This window comes from Mycobacterium sp. pV006 (genome assembly GCF_041287115.1).
Lineage (GTDB): Bacteria > Actinomycetota > Actinomycetes > Mycobacteriales > Mycobacteriaceae > Mycobacterium.
The window spans coordinates 1-18,778 of sequence record NZ_JBGGKT010000030.1 but is presented as its reverse complement, the minus strand read 5'-3'; the positions used below and the strand labels follow the sequence as shown (position 1 = coordinate 18,778).

Sequence of the window (18,778 nt, the reverse complement as noted above, 5' to 3'; positions counted from 1 at the left end):
CCACCATTTCGCAGCAGCCGCCTGATCGGCGCAGAGCGACAGCCTACCTCTGACTGCCGCCAATCTTTGCAACAGAGCCCGTGCGGCGGCCTGGTGCGCCGTGAGTTGGCTGTCGAGGATGAAGCGGCGCTGCCGATTCACGATGAACAGGGCATAGTCGATCCCGACAGCAAGACCGATCATCAACCCGAGCACCACCGTCAGCGAATGCATCGCCACCAGATGCGAGAGCGCCAGCGTCCCACCGACACCTGCCGCCACCCCGGCCAGCGCGCTGGCCAGCGGCAGCCCAGCAGCCACCAACGACCCCAGGGTCAGTGTCAAGACCACTGCGGCGACACCCACCCCGATCACCTCCGCGACCCCGATGATCTCCGGGATCTGGAACATCGCCGCCGAGGGCAACACGGTGATGTCCTGGCCGGCGACCGCATCCTCGGTCACAGCGATGACGTGTTCGATCGTTCCCTGCGGCAACTCGAAAGTCTGCACATCGAACGCGAACTGGAACAGCGCAGTCCGGCCATCGGCGGAAATACTCACCCCGGGGACCGGGGCGCCGTCCACCACCAACGGTCGTGGACCCGACCCCGATTGTGCGCCAGCAGGATTGGCCACCGCCGCAGTGGCCTGCAACAGATGGCTCTGCGGCCCCTTAGCGACCTCGCGTGCCAGCACCGCCCGCGCATCGAGCACATGCGGGCTGGTATACACGCCGTCGACCGCCGACAACAGCGCGCTTAACCGGGCACCCTCATCGATGCGGCCCCCGCTCGACTGCAACGCGATAATGCCCTGCCCACCCGCGGCTTCGGGCACCTTCACCGCAAGATCGTCGAGCACCTCCTGCGCCGGGGTGCCATCGATCCGGATCTCATTGCTCAACGTGGGCGGACTGACCACCAAAATCGTGGCGACAGCAGAAATCAGCACCAACCACGCGGCGATCACGACCCATCGCTGCCGGTAGCACCAGTCACCGACCCGATACAGAAGAAACGACACCAGCACCCCTCACGACCCACACCCACAACAATTGATAGCGACTTATCACTTAACTTTGCATAAGTGATAAGTGAATATCAATTAAGGTGATGGACTACACCTACCCCAGGAGGCCCTGTGGCCGAGCGCACACTGCGCGCCGACGCGTCCGCCAGCATCACACGGATCCTCGCCGCGGCCCGCACCGTCTTCGCCGACGAAGACGGCACCGGAACCCTCAACCGCATCGCCAAAGAGGCCCGCGTCGGCATCGCCACCGTCTACCGGCATTTCCCCACCCGCGAAGTACTCGCCCGGGCCGTCTACGACAACCTGATTACCGCCGAGGTAGCGCCACTGATCAGCGAATTCGCACGTAGCGACACGCCCCGCGATGTCCTACTGGACATGTGTGAGAATCTGTTCGACGTCCTCGACCAGCAACGCGGCCTCGTACTCTCGCTGACCAACCTGGCCCAGATCACCGCCGAACTGTTGACCCGCGACCTCGACACCATCGCCGATGCGGTCACCCGAGCCCAACGCGCCGGCAACCTTCGCCCCGACCTCACCGCCACCGATATCCCCAACCTTCTCGCCATGGTGATCAGCGGACTTCAAGGCACCAACCTCGACCGCACCACACGACGCCGCTACCTCAGCCTCCTCCTCGACGGCCTCAACCCCACCCACGCCCAACAACTCCCGCAGTAACTGCCCCATTCGGCACCTACGGCCGCAGAACCGCGCCGACTCATTGTTGTTGTCTCGTTTCTAAAGATCTGAGACCGATCAGATCCTGTCTCGAACCTTGGAATAGAGCGCGGCGGTCACCACCACGCACTGCGGTGAACGAGTGCGTCGGCGACCAGGATGACTCCAGCAGCGAGGAACAGGATGCGAACCCCGATGGGTCCGTAGAGGGTCAGGGACCGCACAAGCCAGCGCTGCGCTCGGTCGGCTTGCTTGCTTCGAACTGTCGACAACGCCAGGACGGCCACGCAGGGCAGGAGAGCAATGGCACAGTATGCGATCACGATCGCGGGCCAGGCCGGCGGCAGGGGCTGGCGTGCCGCGATCATCGCCAGGCCGGCCAAGTAAGGGACGGCGGTGGGTGCTTGGCCGAGACCTACGGCTATGCCGACAAATCCGAGAAGCCAGGGGCGTTGCCGCATAGCGGCCATCGCCCATCCCGGGGCGGGCGTCTGCGAAACGAGGGGGAAGTAAGCCAGAGCGATAAGTGCCAGACCGATCAGGAGCTCGCCCCAGTATCTGACTGTAGGTGTTAATTCAAAGTTGGTGAGGTCAGTCAGAAATCCGAGACCAAGGACGGTGCACAGGCCAAAGATTGAGGTCACCGTGAAGACGCCGGCGATGAAGCTCAAACCCCCAGGTAAGGCGGACTGCCGATTCAAGCGGCTGCCATAGACGACCGCGGAGACCACTCCGATGTTGAGGACGCTGAGGGAATCGAGGATGGCTAGACCTGTAAGCGCTAAGAGGAGGCCAGTCATTAGCGCACCTGCGGACCTGGCTCAGTTCTGCCTTGTCGAACCCGAGCTGGCAGATTGAAGTCGAACACCACGCTCACCGTACGGCCCATAACTGAAAATTAAGCAAACGGTAAGAGCGTGTCGCTCCGTGGAGTTTTACGTTGCCTGCCACGAGAGCGTCTCGAATCTAGAGAAATGAGACACCCTCGGGGCCGCATTACCGTTAGCGCGTAATGCCAGGTCGCGGTGTCTCATTTCTTGTCTCACAGTGCGTGTCTCAGATCCTCGATGTCGAAGGTCAATGAGACGGTGAGGGCGTGGCAACAATCCTCGGGTACGCGCGGGTGAGCACCGCGGGCCAAGACCTCGATGGGCAGCTGGTTGCACTTGCGGCCCAGGGCGTCGAACCCAGCCAGACTTTCACCGACAAACTCTCAGGAGCGGTGAACACCGACCGGCCGGGCCTGGCGGCATTGCTGCACTACGCGCGCGAAGGTGACACCGTGGTGGTGACGGCCATCGATCGGCTGGGCCGATCGGTCGCCGAAGTCACCCGCACCATCGCGGATCTGAGTGAACGCCGGATTCTGTTGCGCGCCTTGCGTGAAGGGGTGGACACCGGCACGCCCACCGGCCGGGCGGTGGCCGCGATCATGGCGACCTTGGCTGAACTCGAATTAGAACTCGGCCGCGAGCGTCGGGCCGCCTCACGAGAGTCCCGGCGTGCCCGTCAACTGCCGGCCACGAAGCCGGCGAAACTCACCGCGGAGCGGCAGAAGCAGCTGCGTAGGCTGGCGGCGACCGGTGAGCCCGTTCCCGAGCTTGCGAAGGCGTTCGGTATTAGTCGCGCCACGGCCTACCGCTATCTATCGCGACTGGAGGTCTAGCTAGGCCAGCCAATCATGTTGTCGGAGTCAGATTTTCATCGTCTTTCCGCAGTTTCCGCAGCGGATAAGCCCGTGCTTGGTGACCCGGACGTTCACGAAGGTGAATCGGCAATACGGGCAGGTGATGGTGGGGACGGACACGGCCATGGTGGCCTCACTTTCCTTGAAGGATTCGGCGTATGGAGAACACTCCGAGCGGAGGGGCGGTACATCGAGGACCGGAGATCCCCCGCCGCTCGGAGAAGCGGTCAGCCGCGTTCGGTGACCGTGGTGTTGGGGTGCCGTGCAGCCGTGGAGCCCTTCACGAACTTGCCGGTGATGGCACTGCGGTGATGGGTTCCACTGCCGCGGTTGGCGCCCCGTTCAGTGACCGTGGTCCTGGGGTTGCGCGCGGCGGTGGACGCCTTGACGTAGCGACCGGTGGCCGCGCTGCGGTGATGTCCCTTGGCCATTGACGATTTCCTTTCTCGTGCGCCCGGCCCGTGGAAGCGGAGCCGAACACTTTGGTAACTACCTTTCCACTTTAGTGTATCAGATGTTTTCTACTATTGTGTAAAGCCGCCTACAATGGTGCTATGACCACCGACAACGCTTCCCTCGGCCCCACCCTGCGCGAGCTTCGCGAGTTCTCGGGAAAGACGTTGAAAGCCGTGGCTGAGCCGTCCGGGATTAGTACCGCCTACCTGCAGAAACTCGAACGCGGAGAGGTCAAGAGCCCATCGCCGAAGGTGCTCTACGGTTTGGCCGAAACACTGGGCGCGGACTACCTCGAACTGATGCGCCGCGCCGGCTACGTCGTGCCAGGCGGCACGGCGCACGGCAACACGCTGGCCCACGCGCTGAGTTCCGAGGGCCTCACCGCGGAGGAGGCAGAGGCCCTCACCACGTACCTTCAGCTCTTACGACACAAGCAGCGGCAGCGAAATGCTTGAGGACCTCGACAGCGCCCAGGACATCGAGCAACGCACTCACGCGTTGCTCAAAGCCGCTGATGCTTACGGCCGGTACCCGACGCCGGTGGACGACATCGTGTCGGCGCGCGGCCTTTTGGAGGCCGATGACTTCACCCTGGACGAAGGGGTGCTCGCCGCGATGCCCAAGGCGGTGCGCGATCTCGTTCGCCGCGGATTCCGGGGCCTGCGTGGCGCGTTGGACCGTCGTGAGCGCACCGTCCACGTCAGCGAGCTGGTCACCCACGAGGGACGCAAGAACTTCGTCAAGCTCCACGAAGTCACCCACGACCTGCTGCCCTGGCAGCAGCAGCTTGTCCACACCGACAACGAAGAAACGTTAAGTCCTTCAACCAACCGACTCTTCGAGCAGGAAGCCAATCAGGGTGCCGCTGAGTTGCTGTTTCAGCGACACGGATTCACCCATGACGCCAGAAGTCTGGAGATCGGCGTCGCCAGCGTGGCCCATCTCGCCCAACGCTACGGATCGTCTCTTCGGGCAGCATTTCGGCGCTACGCCGAAACTCACCAGGGCGCCGTCCACGTCCTGTGCTTGAGCAAGATGCCCAACAGCGACGGTAGCTACGACCGTCAAGAAACACCTCGCTCGCCGAAATGGGTGGAGCGCTTCGGAAACACGCGATACCCCCGGCGCCTGCACCCATCGGCCTACCCGTTCCTGGCGGCGATCGACCACGGGCTCAGTGAGGTGCCCATGCTTGATCTGACCGGTGTCCGGGTGAACGTCCGTGTGGAGACAATGAACACCGGCTACGCGGAGATCATGATGCTCTGGGTCAAGCCGCAGCATCGTCGCCTACTACGCCCCATCCGCGTCCGTTTGGCCGACGACTGAGAGCAGCCAAGCGCGTTAGCCTCGCGTCTCTATAACCGTCGTTTCAGACACATGCCGGACCAACGCCACCGGCTGACCCACTGAGACCTGCTGCTTCTTCGCTGCCCAACCCCGACTCTTAAATTCGTGGGCAGCGCCTTCCGTGCGACTGGATCGACGTCGACATAGTTCGTCTACTGGGTGTCCTTCACGTGTGCGGAGAGGACGTATCCGACGGCTTCCACGACGTCGGGTCCGATCTCGTTCATCGCATCACCGACGACCAACCAGTGCTCCGCTTTGTCTTGATCGACGTAGCGGAAGACCTGTTCGAATGCGAACACCGGCACAAGCGTGATCGACGTCGTGCCCGCGAGTTCTGGTCTGGCGAATTCGACCCGGGCCAGTGTCGAGCCTTTCGCTACGACCCCCTGATTGACCGAAGAGGCCACACCGCCAGGCGGCTCGGGAACAACACTCACCCCGCCCATGTCGACCTGGCTGTTGGCCACGATATTGAGGAGCTGATGCTTGTCGGTATTCGACAGAAATTGCAGGATGTGCAGCGGATGCAGCTTGCCGGTGCCTACGGCGTTGAAAGGTTGGCTGCTCTTGAGGACCTCGAACACCGTCGGCCCGTACCACTGGCGGCGGCTCTTTGCCCACGCGGTGTAGCTCTTCTCCGTCGACCGCAGCGGAAACGCCACCTCGGTCGGTTTCGTCTCTTGGATGTGCTTCGGGGTAATTGCCCAGATGGCGTGGTCCATTGCTGCACGCAGGTTGTGGATAAAGTCCCCCATGAGTAGCGCAGCTTCGGTGTAGTCAAGATCCGATTCCAGCACCCACTCCGCCCACGCGGTGCGTGAGGTGTATTCATCGCTGTTATCGCGCCGGCTGTACTCCCGCTCAATTGCCTGCTCATGCGCAAGCACGTCGCGCAAGCGGTCGCGAATCGCAAAACCATGTTCGAGCTTGAGGAAAGCCGACCGCCCCAGCACTGCTGTATCGCTGCTGCCGTCCGTCATCAGCTTTGGCCCTCGATGTCGTGCTCCTGGGCCAGCAGTACTTCTACGTGGGCTTGCAGCCACTGCAACCCAACCTCCGAGTTCAGCTCGGGCAGCGCGGCTTCGAAGGTGTCCATGATTTGTCGAACCGTCTCCGTGACGCGGCTTTCCCTGGCGGCGGCGTGCATTTCTGTGTCGATCCCGGCCATGTCGTCGCTCATGTAGCTGTTGATGATTCGTGCAGCGCGACGGATGTCGATCCCTGGCGGTTCGGTGACGTCGAGGTGGGACATGTTTTCGATGTAGTCTCCGAGCAGTTCGACGCCCTCTTCGGTGCGTAGCCGCCCGATGAATGAGCGGTTCAACCCGAGAAGCGCTTTGAGCAATTGGGGTGATCGTCCGAGTTCATTGGTCTCGGCCACGATTGCTGCGATACCAGCCGCCTCCTCGAGCCGCCCGTAGCGGATGAGAAGGGCAGCCCGCCGGTAATCCCCAAATCCAGCCCCATCCACCGCGACCATCCTGTCCTCCTCAGCTGGGCATTGAAGCGTCGATCCTCAACCTGAGCATGACGCACACGGGGGTACAAACCTCCCCTGCTGGCAGCCTCAGCGACCCACTGGTACGTCCTGACGTATAGACGCAAGTACGTCTAAGTACAATTACGTTTATACGTCAGGACGTACCAGTGGGTCGCTGCGCCAGCACGGTCCCTACCTTGCTTCGGCCCACGACCCAATCGCGCAGCTCACGACTGATAGAGTTCAACAGCGGTAGGAGAACCCGATCGTGTTGGTGTCGAACATCGACATAGAGCAGCGAGTCCATATGTGACACGCGGTTTCGTAGTTTTCGCAGATCGCGAACTTTGTTGCCTGTGCCGTACCCGCGCGGATCGTGCTGAACGTTGGGAAATCCCCCGTGCAAGCAGTTGCGCCACAGGTCTCGCCGGGCTTGAAGGTTCACCTGGTTCTGTACTGGGTGGCCGTTCGGGTCCAACCATCCCGCGTCGAACTTTTCGGGCAGGAGGTTGGCCCAGGTGCCGAACATGACGTGCGCAACCAGGTCGTCATGGGTGATCGCATCGCCATGGCGGGGGTGGTTGGTCGGCCGAGCCCGGCGAGACTGGTCAGCAGCCTTATAGAGGTTGTGACGGGTCGTGGTGAAAACGTTCGGTCCCGACAGGTAGGGAATGCCGGCACGGTGATCGATCCATTCAGGCGCGCCCACATGCTGCTGCGACCACCCGCACAACTGCGTGTCGATCGCGTGCCGCACCGCGACTTCGGCGATTCCCAACGGGTCCTGCAGAGCAGCTGCGACCTCGATGTTCCACTCGTAGAGCGCCAATGCATCGGCGTCCTGTCCACCAGAAAGCGACCGGTAATGCGCCAATCGCGAAGGGTGCAGGCTCTTGAAGATCTCCGTGGGGTTCACCGACACAACCGGTCACTGTGCCAGACAAACAAGGAAGCCCCCCTCAGTAGAGGGAGGCTTCTTCACGAACGGCCGGACAAGCCGACCGCATCTGTAATGCACTATACACGTTGTTTGGCCAGATGAAGATCCAATTATTTTGGAACCAGCTCGGCCAAACGACGTAACAACGTAAAGACGTAATTACGTCTTTACGTTGTCTGCCAGCCACCGATCGGCTAAATCGGTGAGGATCTTGCTCATGCTGGTGTCCCGGTCCAGAGCTGCCTGCTTGAGCCTACGGACGGTGGAACGCGGCAGGTAAACCGTGGCCCTTTGCATGTCATCTGCGGGCGACCGGAACGCTTCGGCGGCCCGCTTGGACGGCTCAGTGCGCACACGGGCGGCCATCTTGGAGGTCAGATCAGACATGGGCCATCGCTTCCAGGAGTTCGGTCAGTACGTCGTCATAGCCATGCAGCCGGATGGGGGAGGCCCCATAGGCACGGCGCACGTCCTCGCGCCGCAGGATCGGGGTCCCGATAACGGGAACGCCTTCTGCCTCAAGGAGCGCGCGGACTTCATCGGCGAGACGAGTGCGTAGATCCACGCTCGTCAGCAGAACGGCAGTCGGACGGTGAGCGGTGATCTCCAAAGTTGGCCAGACCCGTCGCACGTCCAGCGGGGACGCTCCAGTCGGCACGACAACCAGATCCGCAACGTCAATGGCTTCCTGAATTACCTGTGCTGTTCCAGGCGGGGTGTCGATGATCGTCAAATCCCGATCGCGTTCCGCCGTCAGTGGCCGGCTGGCCGGCACTACGGGAAACGGCATCGGACCGTCGACGCGGGCATCGGCAGCCCATTCCAAAGCCGAGCCTTGCGGGTCGGCGTCGACGAGCACCACGTCCAGACCGCGCGAGACGCCCGCCGCCGCGAGATACATCGCGCTGGTGGTCTTGGCGACACCACCCTTGGTATGGACCAGGGAAAGAATCGGCATATACGAAACCTTACGTCATGACGTAACAACTTAACTACGCTAGAGCGTAACAACGTAATGACGGTATTGCGTCATTGCGAAAACGCAGGCTTTACGGCAGGTCACTGCTAGGCGCCGACATGCTTGTCCAGCCAGGCTGCAGCTGCGAAGAACACCCCACTACCCGCCACGGCTGCGGCGAGTGGTTCACGTGTCCGGCGTAAGTTCCGATCCCGCTGACCCCCGCGGCCATGGCGGCCGCCGAGAATACGACGGTGCTGCGCAGCGTCAGCAGCGGCGGTGGGTCCTTCTTCTGTGGTGCCACAGTTGCCCCTATTGCTCGTAGAAACATGCCTTCACCCCTTAGGGGACGGCAGGCCATGTTCTACAGAGGCACCGTGCAGAAACTCGGCTGACAACCGTCGACGATGCGCAAAAGTGCAGTTCAGAAAGTCTGTGGAACAGAGAGCGCGCATCCTCTTCCTCGCTGCAGATTGTGGTGAACGTGCGGGTGGTGGCTGTCAAGGCCACGCTGCTACGCGGTCGACCCCGGTCGAGCCTTGACAGCCACCACCCGCACGCACGAACCCGGCCACTGCGAGGAAGGACATGCTGAGAAGGAGGCCCGATAAGCCCGCTGGGCGGGGAGGTGGTTTGCCGGAAATTCGCCCGCGGACCGGCGCGCCTGCGCCGTTTCCGGCAAAGCTACGGGCAGGATCGCGCACATGACCGGACCAACTCGTCGAGGCCGCCCGTCCTTGGGGGAGCGAGCCGTCATGACCGCAACCCTTCCCGTCACCGTTCTCACGGCCGCGACCGCGGCCGCGGCCGACTACGGCGTCGACCGGTCAGCTGTGCTGACTGACATCGTGTGCTTCCACTACGGTCGGCCTGATCTGATGCGCCATTTACCGCAGCAGCTGTTATTTGAGTCGCAGTCCACCGCCATGGCGCATGCCGACGATGCCATCGGCCCCCACGCGAAAGTGCGTCTGCCGCTACCCATCGCGCAGCTCGTCGAGCGCGACCATCAGCGACTCGGAATGCAGCGGTCCACCTACCTCGCCGACATCATCTGCCGGCACATGGGCTTTCCCCATCTTGTCCGCGAACTCGACACCAAGTCTGAAAAGGAGGTTCTGCCGCTAGCGATCTGAGATACAGCGCTAGACCGCAGTGGGAGGCGGTCTGGCCGACCTACGCACATCTCAATAACGCGCGGATGACCCGCTAAACGACGAAAGCCCCCGGCTGGAACCAGGGGCCGCGTCGAGTCGAGTTGGGATCTCGACTCTGCGGTGCTTTCGCACCATCCCCGAAGGGACTGTCTTGGCTGACAGGTCTCACGGTAGCGCACACCCGTCTGCAGTTCTAGATGACGCGCACCGTGGTTTATCAGATAGCAACCATTACCGGCCGTTTTCGAGGCGGAGGCCGGTCACCGCACCACCGCCGACGTATCGCGGCTGTACCTCGGCCGTGCGCCGGCGCGGTGTTATCCGCACCACCGGCACCGCCGAGGTGTTGGCGATCCGGCGCGGTCGCCGGCTCTCGGGCCGGGACATGCCGGCGCCGAGTGTGTTCGTCGGCCTGGAGCTCGACGCTGACACCTATGCCGGTGTGCCGTGCTGGAGCGGGGGGCCCTCCTACTGGGCGCACACCACCGTCGCGGTGGCCTACGAGCTGCGTTACGCCACCGAGGTGCGCCCCCGCATGTGTGACGGCGGGATCGGGAAAAAGACGCTCGTCGTGATCGCTGCGGCCATGGCGCGCTACGCCGACTGGAACACCGGCCGCAACTGCCGACCCACCAATGACCAACTAGCGGCCGCCACCGGGTTCTGTGAGCGCACCATCCAGCGAGCGCATGAGTGCCTTCGCCTGCTCGGCGTGGCCACCGAGGTTCTGCGCGGCCGCCAACGCACCTATATCGAGCGGATGGCGTCCTGGCGGATGGGCGACCGGCACCGCGGCTGGGCTTCGGTGTGGGCGCTGCACGATAACCCCCAGATCAACCGAGTAGTCCACAGCTTGTCACCCCATCTGGAACGGTCCCCAGTAACCACCACCTCCCCCTGTTTGAAAGGTCTGATTACTACCCGCGCGGGCGCAGGCGCCCGGCACCACGGCGCTGCGCGCCGCCGAGCGCCTGACGAGCCGGGCCGACGGCTGGCCTCCAGATGGCGCGCTGACCCGGATGCCCCGCCGTGGGCACGGATGTACACCTCCGGCAGCTGGGCGGGGATGCTGGCCGCGCCGGCGGCCGCCGGCTGGACACCGGCGGATCTGACCGCGCTGGTGGCCGACTGGCTCGGCACGGGACATTGGATTCCCGACGCGCCGGCGCGGCCGATCGCCCTGCTGGGCACGCTGCTGGCCTGGCATACCAGCCACAACAGCCTGAGCGACCGGCCCGCCGCCCTCGACGAAGCCCGCGAAGCTCAGGCCCGTGCCACCGAACAAGCGCGCGCCGCGGCCGCCAACCAGGCCCGCCGTGAACACGCTGAGGGCCGAGCGCGCGGGAAAGCCGCCGCCACCGGGCCGGGCCGCACCGCGGCGTTTGAGGCGCTGGCGACAGCGCGGCAACGCACCGCACACCGGCGCACCGCGGCGGCCGCCGCCGAGCAAGCCGCTCGCGACGAACTCGTTACTCACGCGCGACGCGCCCGCCGCGGCGCTGACGACTTTTACCGACGCGACCTGTGGCGATGAACTCACTGCTGCTGCCCGCAGCGCGCACACCGCCGCGCCGGCGGCGGCAGGGCCGCCCGATTAGAGCTCGTGAACAGAGTCAGCACCGCCACGAGGACATGAGCAGCGGTAACCCAATCAGTGACCTGGGCGACCACGAGGGCGCAGGCCACCGCGATCGTGATCTGTAGCGCTGGCGACGCATTCACGCCACGAGGGTTCTGATCAGAGGTGTTCGGTCGTACCATGGGCACCGTCCTTTCTTGGTTTGCACAATCAGTGGGACTACGGAGCTGGCCGACGAGATATCGCCCCGCCAGGCGGCTATCTCGATATCGGCCAGCTCCATTTTTTCGTCGAAGCGCCTCACAAAGCCAGGCGATTCGGCCTTATCTTCACCGACAAGTGGGACACGACCAAGCGATTGCGTCCGTACCCGACGAAACTTTTCGGCTGGCACAGACCACCCGCGCGTTTCATAACCTGCCGGAGAACTCAGCACTCGGCGATCATCGCTCTCCGGCCAGTGCTTTAGCCACGCCCCTAGCCAACTTCGCCACAAATCTTCCGTCAGCGGTGAATTTCGCCGCGGGCCCAGCAACCCCCTCTCTGCCAGGAGAAGGCGTGTCGCGCTGGTCGCTGACGATGTAGGTGTTTGCTCACGGGCCGGTGTACTGGCATCTGACTCGGACCCTTCGCTAATGAGTCGGCGCGTCGAGCCATGCGATATCGCGTTCCAGCTGCGGGGGCAAATCGCCGTCCACAAGCCAAGTGAGGACCCGTTCTGATGCGCCGCTGTTGGGGCGCACCAACAGCTCCAGCAGCTGCCTCTCCACGCTCACCCCCTCACCCTCACCCACCCGGTCTCTTCAATCCAGCTCCATGGCCATCTCCCCGCAACTCCCACCGCTGCCGCCCATCGCCAGCCCTCCACACCAGCCAACGCCTCGCCTGCACAGTCCTCTCCCCTCTCCCACAAGTACGACGGCACATTGGCACAAGTTGTGCAATACTCGGGTCCGGGCGCTGGCGCGCCCGAACCCCGGCCGCCTGGCGGCGGCCTGTCCGGCTTGGTGAGGTGCTCTGGTGGCGGTGCGACCGTGCTGACGATCTCGCGGCTGAGTCGCTGGAGCATCGGCTACTACAACGACACCGCCAATCAGGCCCGGCAAGCTTCGATGGACCGTCAGGCCGCCGGGGGCGGTCTGGGCGAGTACTACTCCGAAGGCGACACCCGGGTCCCGACCTGGGTCGTGGTCGGTGACAAGGCCACCGTCGGTGAGGCCACCGGCTTAGACGGCGCCGCACTGGACGGCGGGTTTGCTGACACTGAGGTTGCGGCGCGGTGGCTCGATGACGGGGTGACTCCCAGCGGGGAGGCGGGGCGGGCGTTCGGGACCAACGGGGTGCACGGGTTTGACCTGATGTTCGCCGCGCCCAAGAGTGTGTCGCTGCTGCGGTCGCTGACCGATGACGTGGCCGAGAAGGTCATGCAGAACGCTCACGTCACAGCCGTCGAGGCGGCGATGACCTACCTGCATGAACATGCCGGGTACACCCGCGTGCACAACCGGGTCACGGGGATGAAGGATTTGCAGCGGCTGCCCGGGCTGGTGGCTATCGCTTATCAGCATGAGACGAGCAGGTGCGGGGACCCGCACCTGCACACCCATGTCATCGTCCCGAATCGCCAGGCCCGGGCTGATGGTCGGTTGGTGTCGATCGATTCGAAGTCGCTGTATCACGAAGCCAAAGCTGCCGGGATCATCTACCAGGCCACGCTGCGTCACGAGCTGTACGCCGAGCGCGGTTTCGAATGGGCGCCCGTCGACGAGCATTCCGGCATGGCCGAAATCGCCGGGGTGACCAAGCGCAGCATCAAGGCGTGGTCGCAGCGGTCGACGCGGCTGCGGGAATGGGCCAAAGACAACCTCGTCGTCGTCGACGGTGAGCCCACCGCCGCGCAATTGGCCACCGCGCAGAAGGCGACGCGGCCCTCCAAGCCCGAGCAGCTCGCCTGGGACGAACTCAAAGCGATGTGGCGCGCCGACGCGCGCGGTCTGGATCTGGACCGCGACGCGCACTTCGCCGCACGCGAGGCGCGGCGCGCACAAGCGCACATTTCCGGGCGGGCGCGCATCGCGGGCGCGCTAGCGCACATCGACAAAGCGGCGTTCACCCGCGCCGATGTCGTCGAGCTGATCGGCGCGGTCATGCCTTACGACGAATCCCCTGGTGAGGGCCGGGATGTCCGGGCGCGCATCGAGGACCTCGCCGCGCGCGTCGGTCTGCGGGTGAGCGCACCGCGCGCCGCACATGAGCGCGAAGGACACGAGAAATACACGCTGGCCGCGATCCTCAAGGAGGAGATGCGCGTCCTCGACGCCGCGGGTGCCACCGATGCGCGTGCGCGCCTGGATGTGCGCTCGAGCGACCTGACCGCGCTGTCGCCGGATCAGGCGCGCGCGGTATCCGCGATCGGCATGTCGCCCTGGTTGGTCAATCCGCTGTCCGCGCCCGCCGGCGCGGGCAAGACGCACTCCCTGCAAGCCCTGCGCGCCGCCGCTCACCGAGTCCACAAAGAGGTGCTGGTGCTCGCTCCGACCGGGACGGCGGTCGATCAAGCCCTCGCCGATGGTGCCGGTGATCACGGGATGACACTCGACAAAGCGCTGCACCAGCTCGATTCCGGTGCCCTGCAACTCGATCAGCGCACCGTGGTGGTCGTCGATGAGGCCTCCATGGTGGCCACCCCCAAGCTGCGCCAGCTGCTGGAGACCACTACCGCGGCCCGGGCGAAAGCCGTGCTCGTCGGGGACCCCTACCAGCTGGCCCCGGTCAAAGCCCGCGGCGGCATGTTCGACCAACTGTGCACCGAGCTGCCCTGGGCTCAGCGCCTGTCGCAGGTGTGGCGCATGCGCGATCCGGCCGAACGCGACGCCTCGCTAGCGATCCGCAACGGGCGCGGTAACCGGCTCCGCCGAGCGGTCGGCTGGTACCGCAACCACGACCGACTGCACACCGGCGATCAGGTCAGCATGGCCGCCGCCGCCCTACGCGCGTATCTCGATGACCGCGCCGCCGGGAAGAGCACCCTGCTGGTCTGCGATACCTGGGACATTGCTGATGCCCTCAACCAGCGCCTGCACGACACCCTCACCACCGAGGGACCCGCTGCGCAGGTGGCCCGCGACCAGACGGTGCGGGTCGGTGACATCATCGTCAGCCGCGACAACGACCCCACCATCACCGTGCATCGCGGACCCCACCACGCCGAGGGCCAGGCGGTGGATCAGGTGCGCAACGGCAACCGGTGGCGCGTGGCCGGCGTCGACGAAACCACCAACCGGGTCGCTGCTGAACGGCTCACCGACAAAGCCCGCGTTCTGTTCGACGGCGACTACCTACGCCAGCACGTCCACCTTGGATACGCGGTCACCGTGCATGCCGCTCAAGGTGTCACTGTCGACACCGCCCACACCGTGCTCGGCGAGACCGCTTCCCGCACCCAGGCCTACGTCGGGCTCAGCCGCGGCCGCCAGACCAACCACGCCTACCTCTACACCCGCTTCGGCGGCGAAGCCGACCACGAACACAGCGCCCCCCACATCGGTATGCATGTGGCGAGGCGCGGCACCAAACACGCTGCCGCGCAAGCTCTTCAGATGATTTTGACCAACGAAGATCGCCCCCGCACGATGCATGCCGAAGCCGAACACACCGCCCGCGAGCACCTTCCCGACATAGTCGGCGAGGTCCTCGACCGCCATGAGGAACGCCGCGGCACCTGGCGGGCCGCCTGGCGCGAGCATGCGCACTCTCAACAGAGCCTCCACCAGGCCTACGAACGTTTCCGCGCCGGAGTGGAGCGCAGCACCGGACGGTCACGCTCCCTCTCCCGCGGTGGCCGCGACGTCGGTGGCCTCGAACTCTGACCTTCAGCCGTTTATGCCCAGACGCCTACGCGGTGAGCCAGAGCAGTCCGTGCTTCGTCCACGATCAGAGCCGTCTGCCATGTCTGCAGCGGTCCGTCTTGGGTCCACACCGCCACGCTGCGCAGTGCCGGCCGTGTCCGGGCTTTCATCATGATGTCGCCGGGGCGCCCGGCGGCTTCGAGCTCGTCCAGTGCGCCGCGCACGGACGCCGCCCACCGCGGCGCCAGCCACCCCGGAAGCCCCGCTACAGCGCCGCCGCGCGCATCTTCGTCGGCCGCAGTGAACTGAACTGAGGTGGTGACGTCAGCCATGATTTCGGCGGTTATCCGAGCTGTTGCCATGCCTTTCGCTGTGGCCCCGGCTACCCGCTCCAACACCCCGTAGCTGTCTGGGCCTTCCCACACCAATGCGGCCGTGGCGGCAGCAATTGTCGCCTCAGCGGCCACCTCTAACGGATTCCACTGGTTGACTGACACGTCCGCATTCATCGAACACCGCCATCCTCGTGGCCAACCCAAAGTTGGCGTTCACCGGCGATGTGATGGGCTAGATAGACCACCTCGCGGTGATCTGGGGTGCCGTGGCGCCACAACAGCAGCAGCTCGGCGAGCCGGGCCAGATTGTGCTGCACTCGCGCGTACGACGACGCCTCCGTGTCGGTGCCGATCCGGCCGGGCCGCTGCCCCGAGCTGTCGGTGATCGCCATCGGTAGCACGGCACTAGCGAGTTCATCCCACTGCGATTCGGTGATGGCGCTGCCTCGGTCGAGGTGGGTGGCGATTTCGCGCAGCAGCGGCGGTATCGGCAGCGTCAGAAGTTCACCGGCCTGGGTGAACGTCAAGTGCGCAGTCTGTCTGGTGATGGCCAGTGATTCGCGCACGTCGACCGGGGTTGCGGTGTTCAGCTGCGCGTAGGCGGCCGGATTGAGGGCCTGTAAGCGGTGTAGCCGGGTCTCATCCAGCGGCGGCTGCACGACGCCCCCACTCAGGGGTGTATCGGTGGTGGGCATGGGGCAGTCGGCATAGTGGGGCACCCCGGCGGCCCGGGCTGGTTGTGCTGAGCCGCCGAAACCCGTCGATACCGCTACCGCCCACAGCTCAATATTTGGGTCCAGCGCGGTCACCGACTGGGCGTAGGCCACCATGGTCTGCGCCGGATTGATCCAGCCGAACCAACGACGCCGAAAAGCGTTGTCCAACCCAGGATCTGAGAACAGCGACTCCACCCCTTGGGGCAGATGCACCCCGGCTGGGATGAACCCCGCTCCTTCACCGGAGGTCACCACGGTCAGGTTTCTCGATGGGGTTTTGAACACCCCTACACACCAGTCGATGGTGCCGTACTGGCGAGAAGCCTTCATCAGCTCCTCGACCAGTGTGCACGCGTCGGCCAGCAGCGGATCAGGCGCGGCCGATTTCGCTCCCGCCGCTGCACCCGCTGCCGCCGCGGCACCTCCCGACGCGACCACCCCGGGAGGCAGCGGTGTTCCCGGCCCACTCGCAGCCGACGACGGAGGGGGCGGTGGCGCACCAGTTGGGGCCGCCGCCGAGGCGGGAGATACCTGGCGCGGCGCAATGTCGGAATTAAACGGCGGCAGCGGGCCAGCGGGCGCAGGTGCCGGTGACATCATCGGTGTCCCCACCGGCCCAGCTGGTGCCGCTGATCCGATCGCAGCCGCTGGCGGCGCGCTCTGCGCCACCGGACCGCCGCCAGCCGGCACCGATGGCGCACCCCCAGCACTCGGAGACCCATACGCACCAGCCGTCGAACTCGCCGGTTGCGCGGGCGGCGGAGTCACAGGCGGCGGCAACACCGAACCACCACCCGCCAGGCCCGCGTTGAATCCCCGCGAAAAATCAGAAGGAGGCGGCGTCCCCGCACCCGCCGCAGACGGCAGGCCAGCGCCCGCCGCCGTCGACGACAACCCCGCCGCCGGATTAAGCCCACCAGAACCCACCGCGCCAGCACCACTGGCTGGAGTAACAGACCCAGCTCCCGACAAGCCACCCGAGCCCGGCATCTTCAGTCCGCCGCCGACACCGCTGCCCATAGATGACACCCCACCGCCGCCCGCCGGTGTAGTCATCGGGGCCATCGGCATCGGCGTTCCCGCCAAAGTGCCTTCTAGCGAGTCAGCGGTGGGTGGCTCGGGCTTTGGTGTGGTTCCTTCTGTAGTGGCCGGGGTAGCGGGATTCGCGCCCCTCTGGCCCTGCTCACCTGGGCTTCCCCCGTCCGATGCTGAGTCGCCGCCGACATCAGGGGGTTTGCCATCAACTCCTGGTTCTAACTCTGCAGCGCGTGGTGGCTGATCTTCGCCCTGCCCGTAGCTGAGGGGTTGCGTGCTGTGCGGCGTACCTGTGGGTGCGCCATCGTCCGTCGTTCCGCCGCTACCGGATCCGCTTTGTTGACTGAGTAACTGCAGTGTCGGATTCTCGCCGCTCTCAACTGCGCCTCCCGGTTGCCCGCCAATATGGGCGGCTTGCTCAGCGATGGCTGCGGCCGCATCGGTGTTCACCGCGAGCGCTTCGGCGGCGGCGGCGTTGATGATGGCTTCGGTCGATGCGTAGAGTGCTGCCGCCGCTGCGCCCGCTCCCAAAGATGATGCTGCTGCGGAGAATTGTTGTTTGAGTTGGTCGATTTCTTCGTGGGCTTTTCGGTCGATCTCGTTGATCCGATCTTGAGCGTGCCAGATCAGCTCAGCGGTTTCTTTGACGGCTTTGGCCATGTCGCCGTACAGATCCGATTGATTGGTCACTGTCTGTGCTGTGCGGTAGCCGCGCTCGCATATGGCGTCGATTGTCTGCCCGGAGTTTGAGCTGCCAAGCTCATCAACAGCACGCCGTATTGTCGCTGCCGATTCCCTCAGTTCGGCGCTTTTTTGATTGAGGCCGTTGGCGGTTTCCAGCCAGGCTTCCGGCGAGGTCTGGGGCCACGCCGGTGCCGCAATCCGCGGCGAGTAGGGCCGAGAAGGCGTCGACCGGGAACTGCCCGAGGTTGGCGCTACCGCTGCCATAGTTCAACCCCTAGCGCCGCGCACACTTGAAGGGGTCCATTGAGAGCCGCTACGCCGTCTGTCCAGATTGCTCGATCAGAATCGGGTGAGGGTCCGGGGCGCAGCCCGTCGACAAACAGCCGTAGATCGTCGATATAGCGCTGCAGTGTGCGAGTCAGATACCGTGGTGGTTCGGCGTGTTCGTCGAGTATTTTCTGTGCTCGGGAAGCCCAATCCTGAGTCTTTTCAACAAAACTCGGAACTTCCGCGTTGCGTTCCGGGGAACCCGGCTCGCCTAGGCCTGTGAAATCTGTTTTGTTTCTAGAACTTTCCTTGATCAGAGGCGCGATCTTTTCGCACAGTGCCTGGTCACCCAAATCGGTGGCCGCGGTGGTTGTCGCGGGCGGTGATGGCTCGGCCCGACTCGCCTGATCGGGCTCACGGACCAATCCAATCAAAGCAACTACCAGAGCGGCGGTGGAAAGAAGTACCGCCGCCAACGCCAGTCCTAACGGCAATCCTCGACCACTTTGAACCGCCCTGGAAAAGTTGGAGGCTCCTGACCTTGGAAACGAGGATGCAGGTATGCCGAAGGAACAGTCAGCTGGC

Annotated in this window: 19 protein-coding genes; 8 read left to right on the top strand and 11 right to left on the bottom strand. The window is 64.5% G+C overall.

Features of this window, described 5'->3' with window-relative positions:
• Nucleotides 1–1,005: MMPL family transporter (locus ACAG25_RS24310; protein ID WP_370491007.1), on the bottom strand; the 1,005-nt coding region annotated here is incomplete at its 3' end.
• A 117-nt stretch (nucleotides 1,006–1,122) separates the two neighbouring features.
• Between ACAG25_RS24310 and ACAG25_RS24305 the strand changes: the two genes are divergently transcribed.
• Nucleotides 1,123–1,698, top strand: coding sequence for a TetR/AcrR family transcriptional regulator (locus tag ACAG25_RS24305; RefSeq protein ID WP_268788169.1), 576 nt, complete (start codon nucleotides 1,123–1,125; stop codon nucleotides 1,696–1,698).
• 116 nt (nucleotides 1,699–1,814) lie between these two features.
• On the opposite strand, the gene ACAG25_RS24300 is transcribed toward ACAG25_RS24305, so the two are convergent.
• A complete protein-coding gene (locus ACAG25_RS24300; RefSeq protein ID WP_013470264.1) occupies nucleotides 1,815–2,498 on the bottom strand; it encodes a GAP family protein in 684 nt (227 codons plus the stop codon).
• Between the two features lie 296 nt (nucleotides 2,499–2,794).
• Between ACAG25_RS24300 and ACAG25_RS24295 the strand changes: the two genes are divergently transcribed.
• Nucleotides 2,795–3,364, top strand: coding sequence for a recombinase family protein (locus ACAG25_RS24295; protein ID WP_013470265.1), 570 nt, complete (start codon nucleotides 2,795–2,797; stop codon nucleotides 3,362–3,364).
• 248 nt (nucleotides 3,365–3,612) lie between these two features.
• Here the strand turns inward: ACAG25_RS24295 and ACAG25_RS24290 are convergent, their stop codons facing one another.
• Nucleotides 3,613–3,816: a hypothetical protein gene (locus ACAG25_RS24290; protein ID WP_013470266.1), complete on the bottom strand. Its 204-nt coding sequence runs from the start codon at nucleotides 3,814–3,816 to the stop codon at nucleotides 3,613–3,615.
• A gap of 123 nt (nucleotides 3,817–3,939) precedes the next feature.
• Between ACAG25_RS24290 and ACAG25_RS24285 the strand changes: the two genes are divergently transcribed.
• Both ACAG25_RS24285 and ACAG25_RS24280 read left to right on the top strand, forming a co-directional pair.
• Complete coding sequence (locus ACAG25_RS24285; RefSeq protein WP_011896322.1) at nucleotides 3,940–4,296, top strand: helix-turn-helix domain-containing protein; 357 nt, start codon at nucleotides 3,940–3,942, stop codon at nucleotides 4,294–4,296.
• On the top strand, nucleotides 4,289–5,170 hold the full coding sequence (locus tag ACAG25_RS24280; RefSeq protein ID WP_011896323.1) for an ImmA/IrrE family metallo-endopeptidase: 882 nt from the start codon (nucleotides 4,289–4,291) through the stop codon (nucleotides 5,168–5,170). The genes ACAG25_RS24285 and ACAG25_RS24280 overlap by 8 nt, the downstream gene beginning before the upstream one ends.
• A gap of 173 nt (nucleotides 5,171–5,343) precedes the next feature.
• Here ACAG25_RS24280 and ACAG25_RS24275 read toward each other — a convergent pair whose 3' ends face one another.
• The 5 genes from ACAG25_RS24275 to ACAG25_RS24255 form a co-directional block, all read right to left on the bottom strand.
• Complete coding sequence (locus ACAG25_RS24275) at nucleotides 5,344–6,174, bottom strand: hypothetical protein (protein ID WP_011896324.1); 831 nt, start codon at nucleotides 6,172–6,174, stop codon at nucleotides 5,344–5,346.
• Nucleotides 6,174–6,674: a hypothetical protein gene (locus ACAG25_RS24270; protein ID WP_011896325.1), complete on the bottom strand. Its 501-nt coding sequence runs from the start codon at nucleotides 6,672–6,674 to the stop codon at nucleotides 6,174–6,176. The genes ACAG25_RS24275 and ACAG25_RS24270 overlap by 1 nt, the downstream gene beginning before the upstream one ends.
• Before the next feature lie 154 nt (nucleotides 6,675–6,828).
• The gene (locus ACAG25_RS24265) at nucleotides 6,829–7,590 is read right to left on the bottom strand and encodes a hypothetical protein (RefSeq protein ID WP_370491006.1); all 762 of its coding nucleotides are present in this window, start codon (nucleotides 7,588–7,590) and stop codon (nucleotides 6,829–6,831) included.
• 183 nt (nucleotides 7,591–7,773) lie between these two features.
• A complete protein-coding gene (locus tag ACAG25_RS24260) occupies nucleotides 7,774–8,001 on the bottom strand; it encodes a hypothetical protein (RefSeq protein WP_013470270.1) in 228 nt (75 codons plus the stop codon).
• Nucleotides 7,994–8,572, bottom strand: a complete 579-nt coding sequence (locus tag ACAG25_RS24255) for a ParA family protein (RefSeq protein WP_011896327.1) — start codon at nucleotides 8,570–8,572, stop codon at nucleotides 7,994–7,996. The genes ACAG25_RS24260 and ACAG25_RS24255 overlap by 8 nt, the downstream gene beginning before the upstream one ends.
• 755 nt (nucleotides 8,573–9,327) lie before the next feature.
• Between ACAG25_RS24255 and ACAG25_RS24250 the strand changes: the two genes are divergently transcribed.
• From ACAG25_RS24250 to mobF, 3 genes are all read left to right on the top strand, one after another.
• Nucleotides 9,328–9,708, top strand: a complete 381-nt coding sequence (locus tag ACAG25_RS24250; protein ID WP_011896304.1) for a hypothetical protein — start codon at nucleotides 9,328–9,330, stop codon at nucleotides 9,706–9,708.
• A 406-nt stretch (nucleotides 9,709–10,114) separates the two neighbouring features.
• A complete protein-coding gene (locus ACAG25_RS24245) occupies nucleotides 10,115–11,263 on the top strand; it encodes a hypothetical protein (RefSeq protein ID WP_013470260.1) in 1,149 nt (382 codons plus the stop codon).
• 1,079 nt (nucleotides 11,264–12,342) lie between these two features.
• The gene (mobF, locus tag ACAG25_RS24240) at nucleotides 12,343–15,177 is read left to right on the top strand and encodes a MobF family relaxase (protein ID WP_011896306.1); all 2,835 of its coding nucleotides are present in this window, start codon (nucleotides 12,343–12,345) and stop codon (nucleotides 15,175–15,177) included.
• Nucleotides 15,178–15,188: 11 nt separating this feature from the next.
• On the opposite strand, the gene ACAG25_RS24235 is transcribed toward mobF, so the two are convergent.
• Both ACAG25_RS24235 and ACAG25_RS24230 read right to left on the bottom strand, forming a co-directional pair.
• Complete coding sequence (locus ACAG25_RS24235) at nucleotides 15,189–15,665, bottom strand: hypothetical protein (RefSeq protein WP_011896307.1); 477 nt, start codon at nucleotides 15,663–15,665, stop codon at nucleotides 15,189–15,191.
• Nucleotides 15,662–16,645 (bottom strand): hypothetical protein, encoded by a 984-nt coding sequence (locus ACAG25_RS24230; protein ID WP_244880933.1) that lies wholly within the window; start codon nucleotides 16,643–16,645, stop codon nucleotides 15,662–15,664. Before ACAG25_RS24230 ends, ACAG25_RS24235 begins: the two co-directional genes overlap by 4 nt.
• 1,152 nt (nucleotides 16,646–17,797) lie before the next feature.
• Between ACAG25_RS24230 and ACAG25_RS24225 the strand changes: the two genes are divergently transcribed.
• Nucleotides 17,798–17,992 carry a hypothetical protein gene (locus ACAG25_RS24225; RefSeq protein WP_244880934.1) on the top strand — a complete coding sequence of 65 codons (195 nt, stop codon included), beginning with the start codon at nucleotides 17,798–17,800 and terminating at the stop codon, nucleotides 17,990–17,992.
• Nucleotides 17,993–18,177: 185 nt separating this feature from the next.
• Here ACAG25_RS24225 and ACAG25_RS24220 read toward each other — a convergent pair whose 3' ends face one another.
• On the bottom strand, nucleotides 18,178–18,756 hold the full coding sequence (locus tag ACAG25_RS24220) for a hypothetical protein (protein ID WP_370491008.1): 579 nt from the start codon (nucleotides 18,754–18,756) through the stop codon (nucleotides 18,178–18,180).
• Between the last annotated feature and the right edge of the window lie 22 nt (nucleotides 18,757–18,778).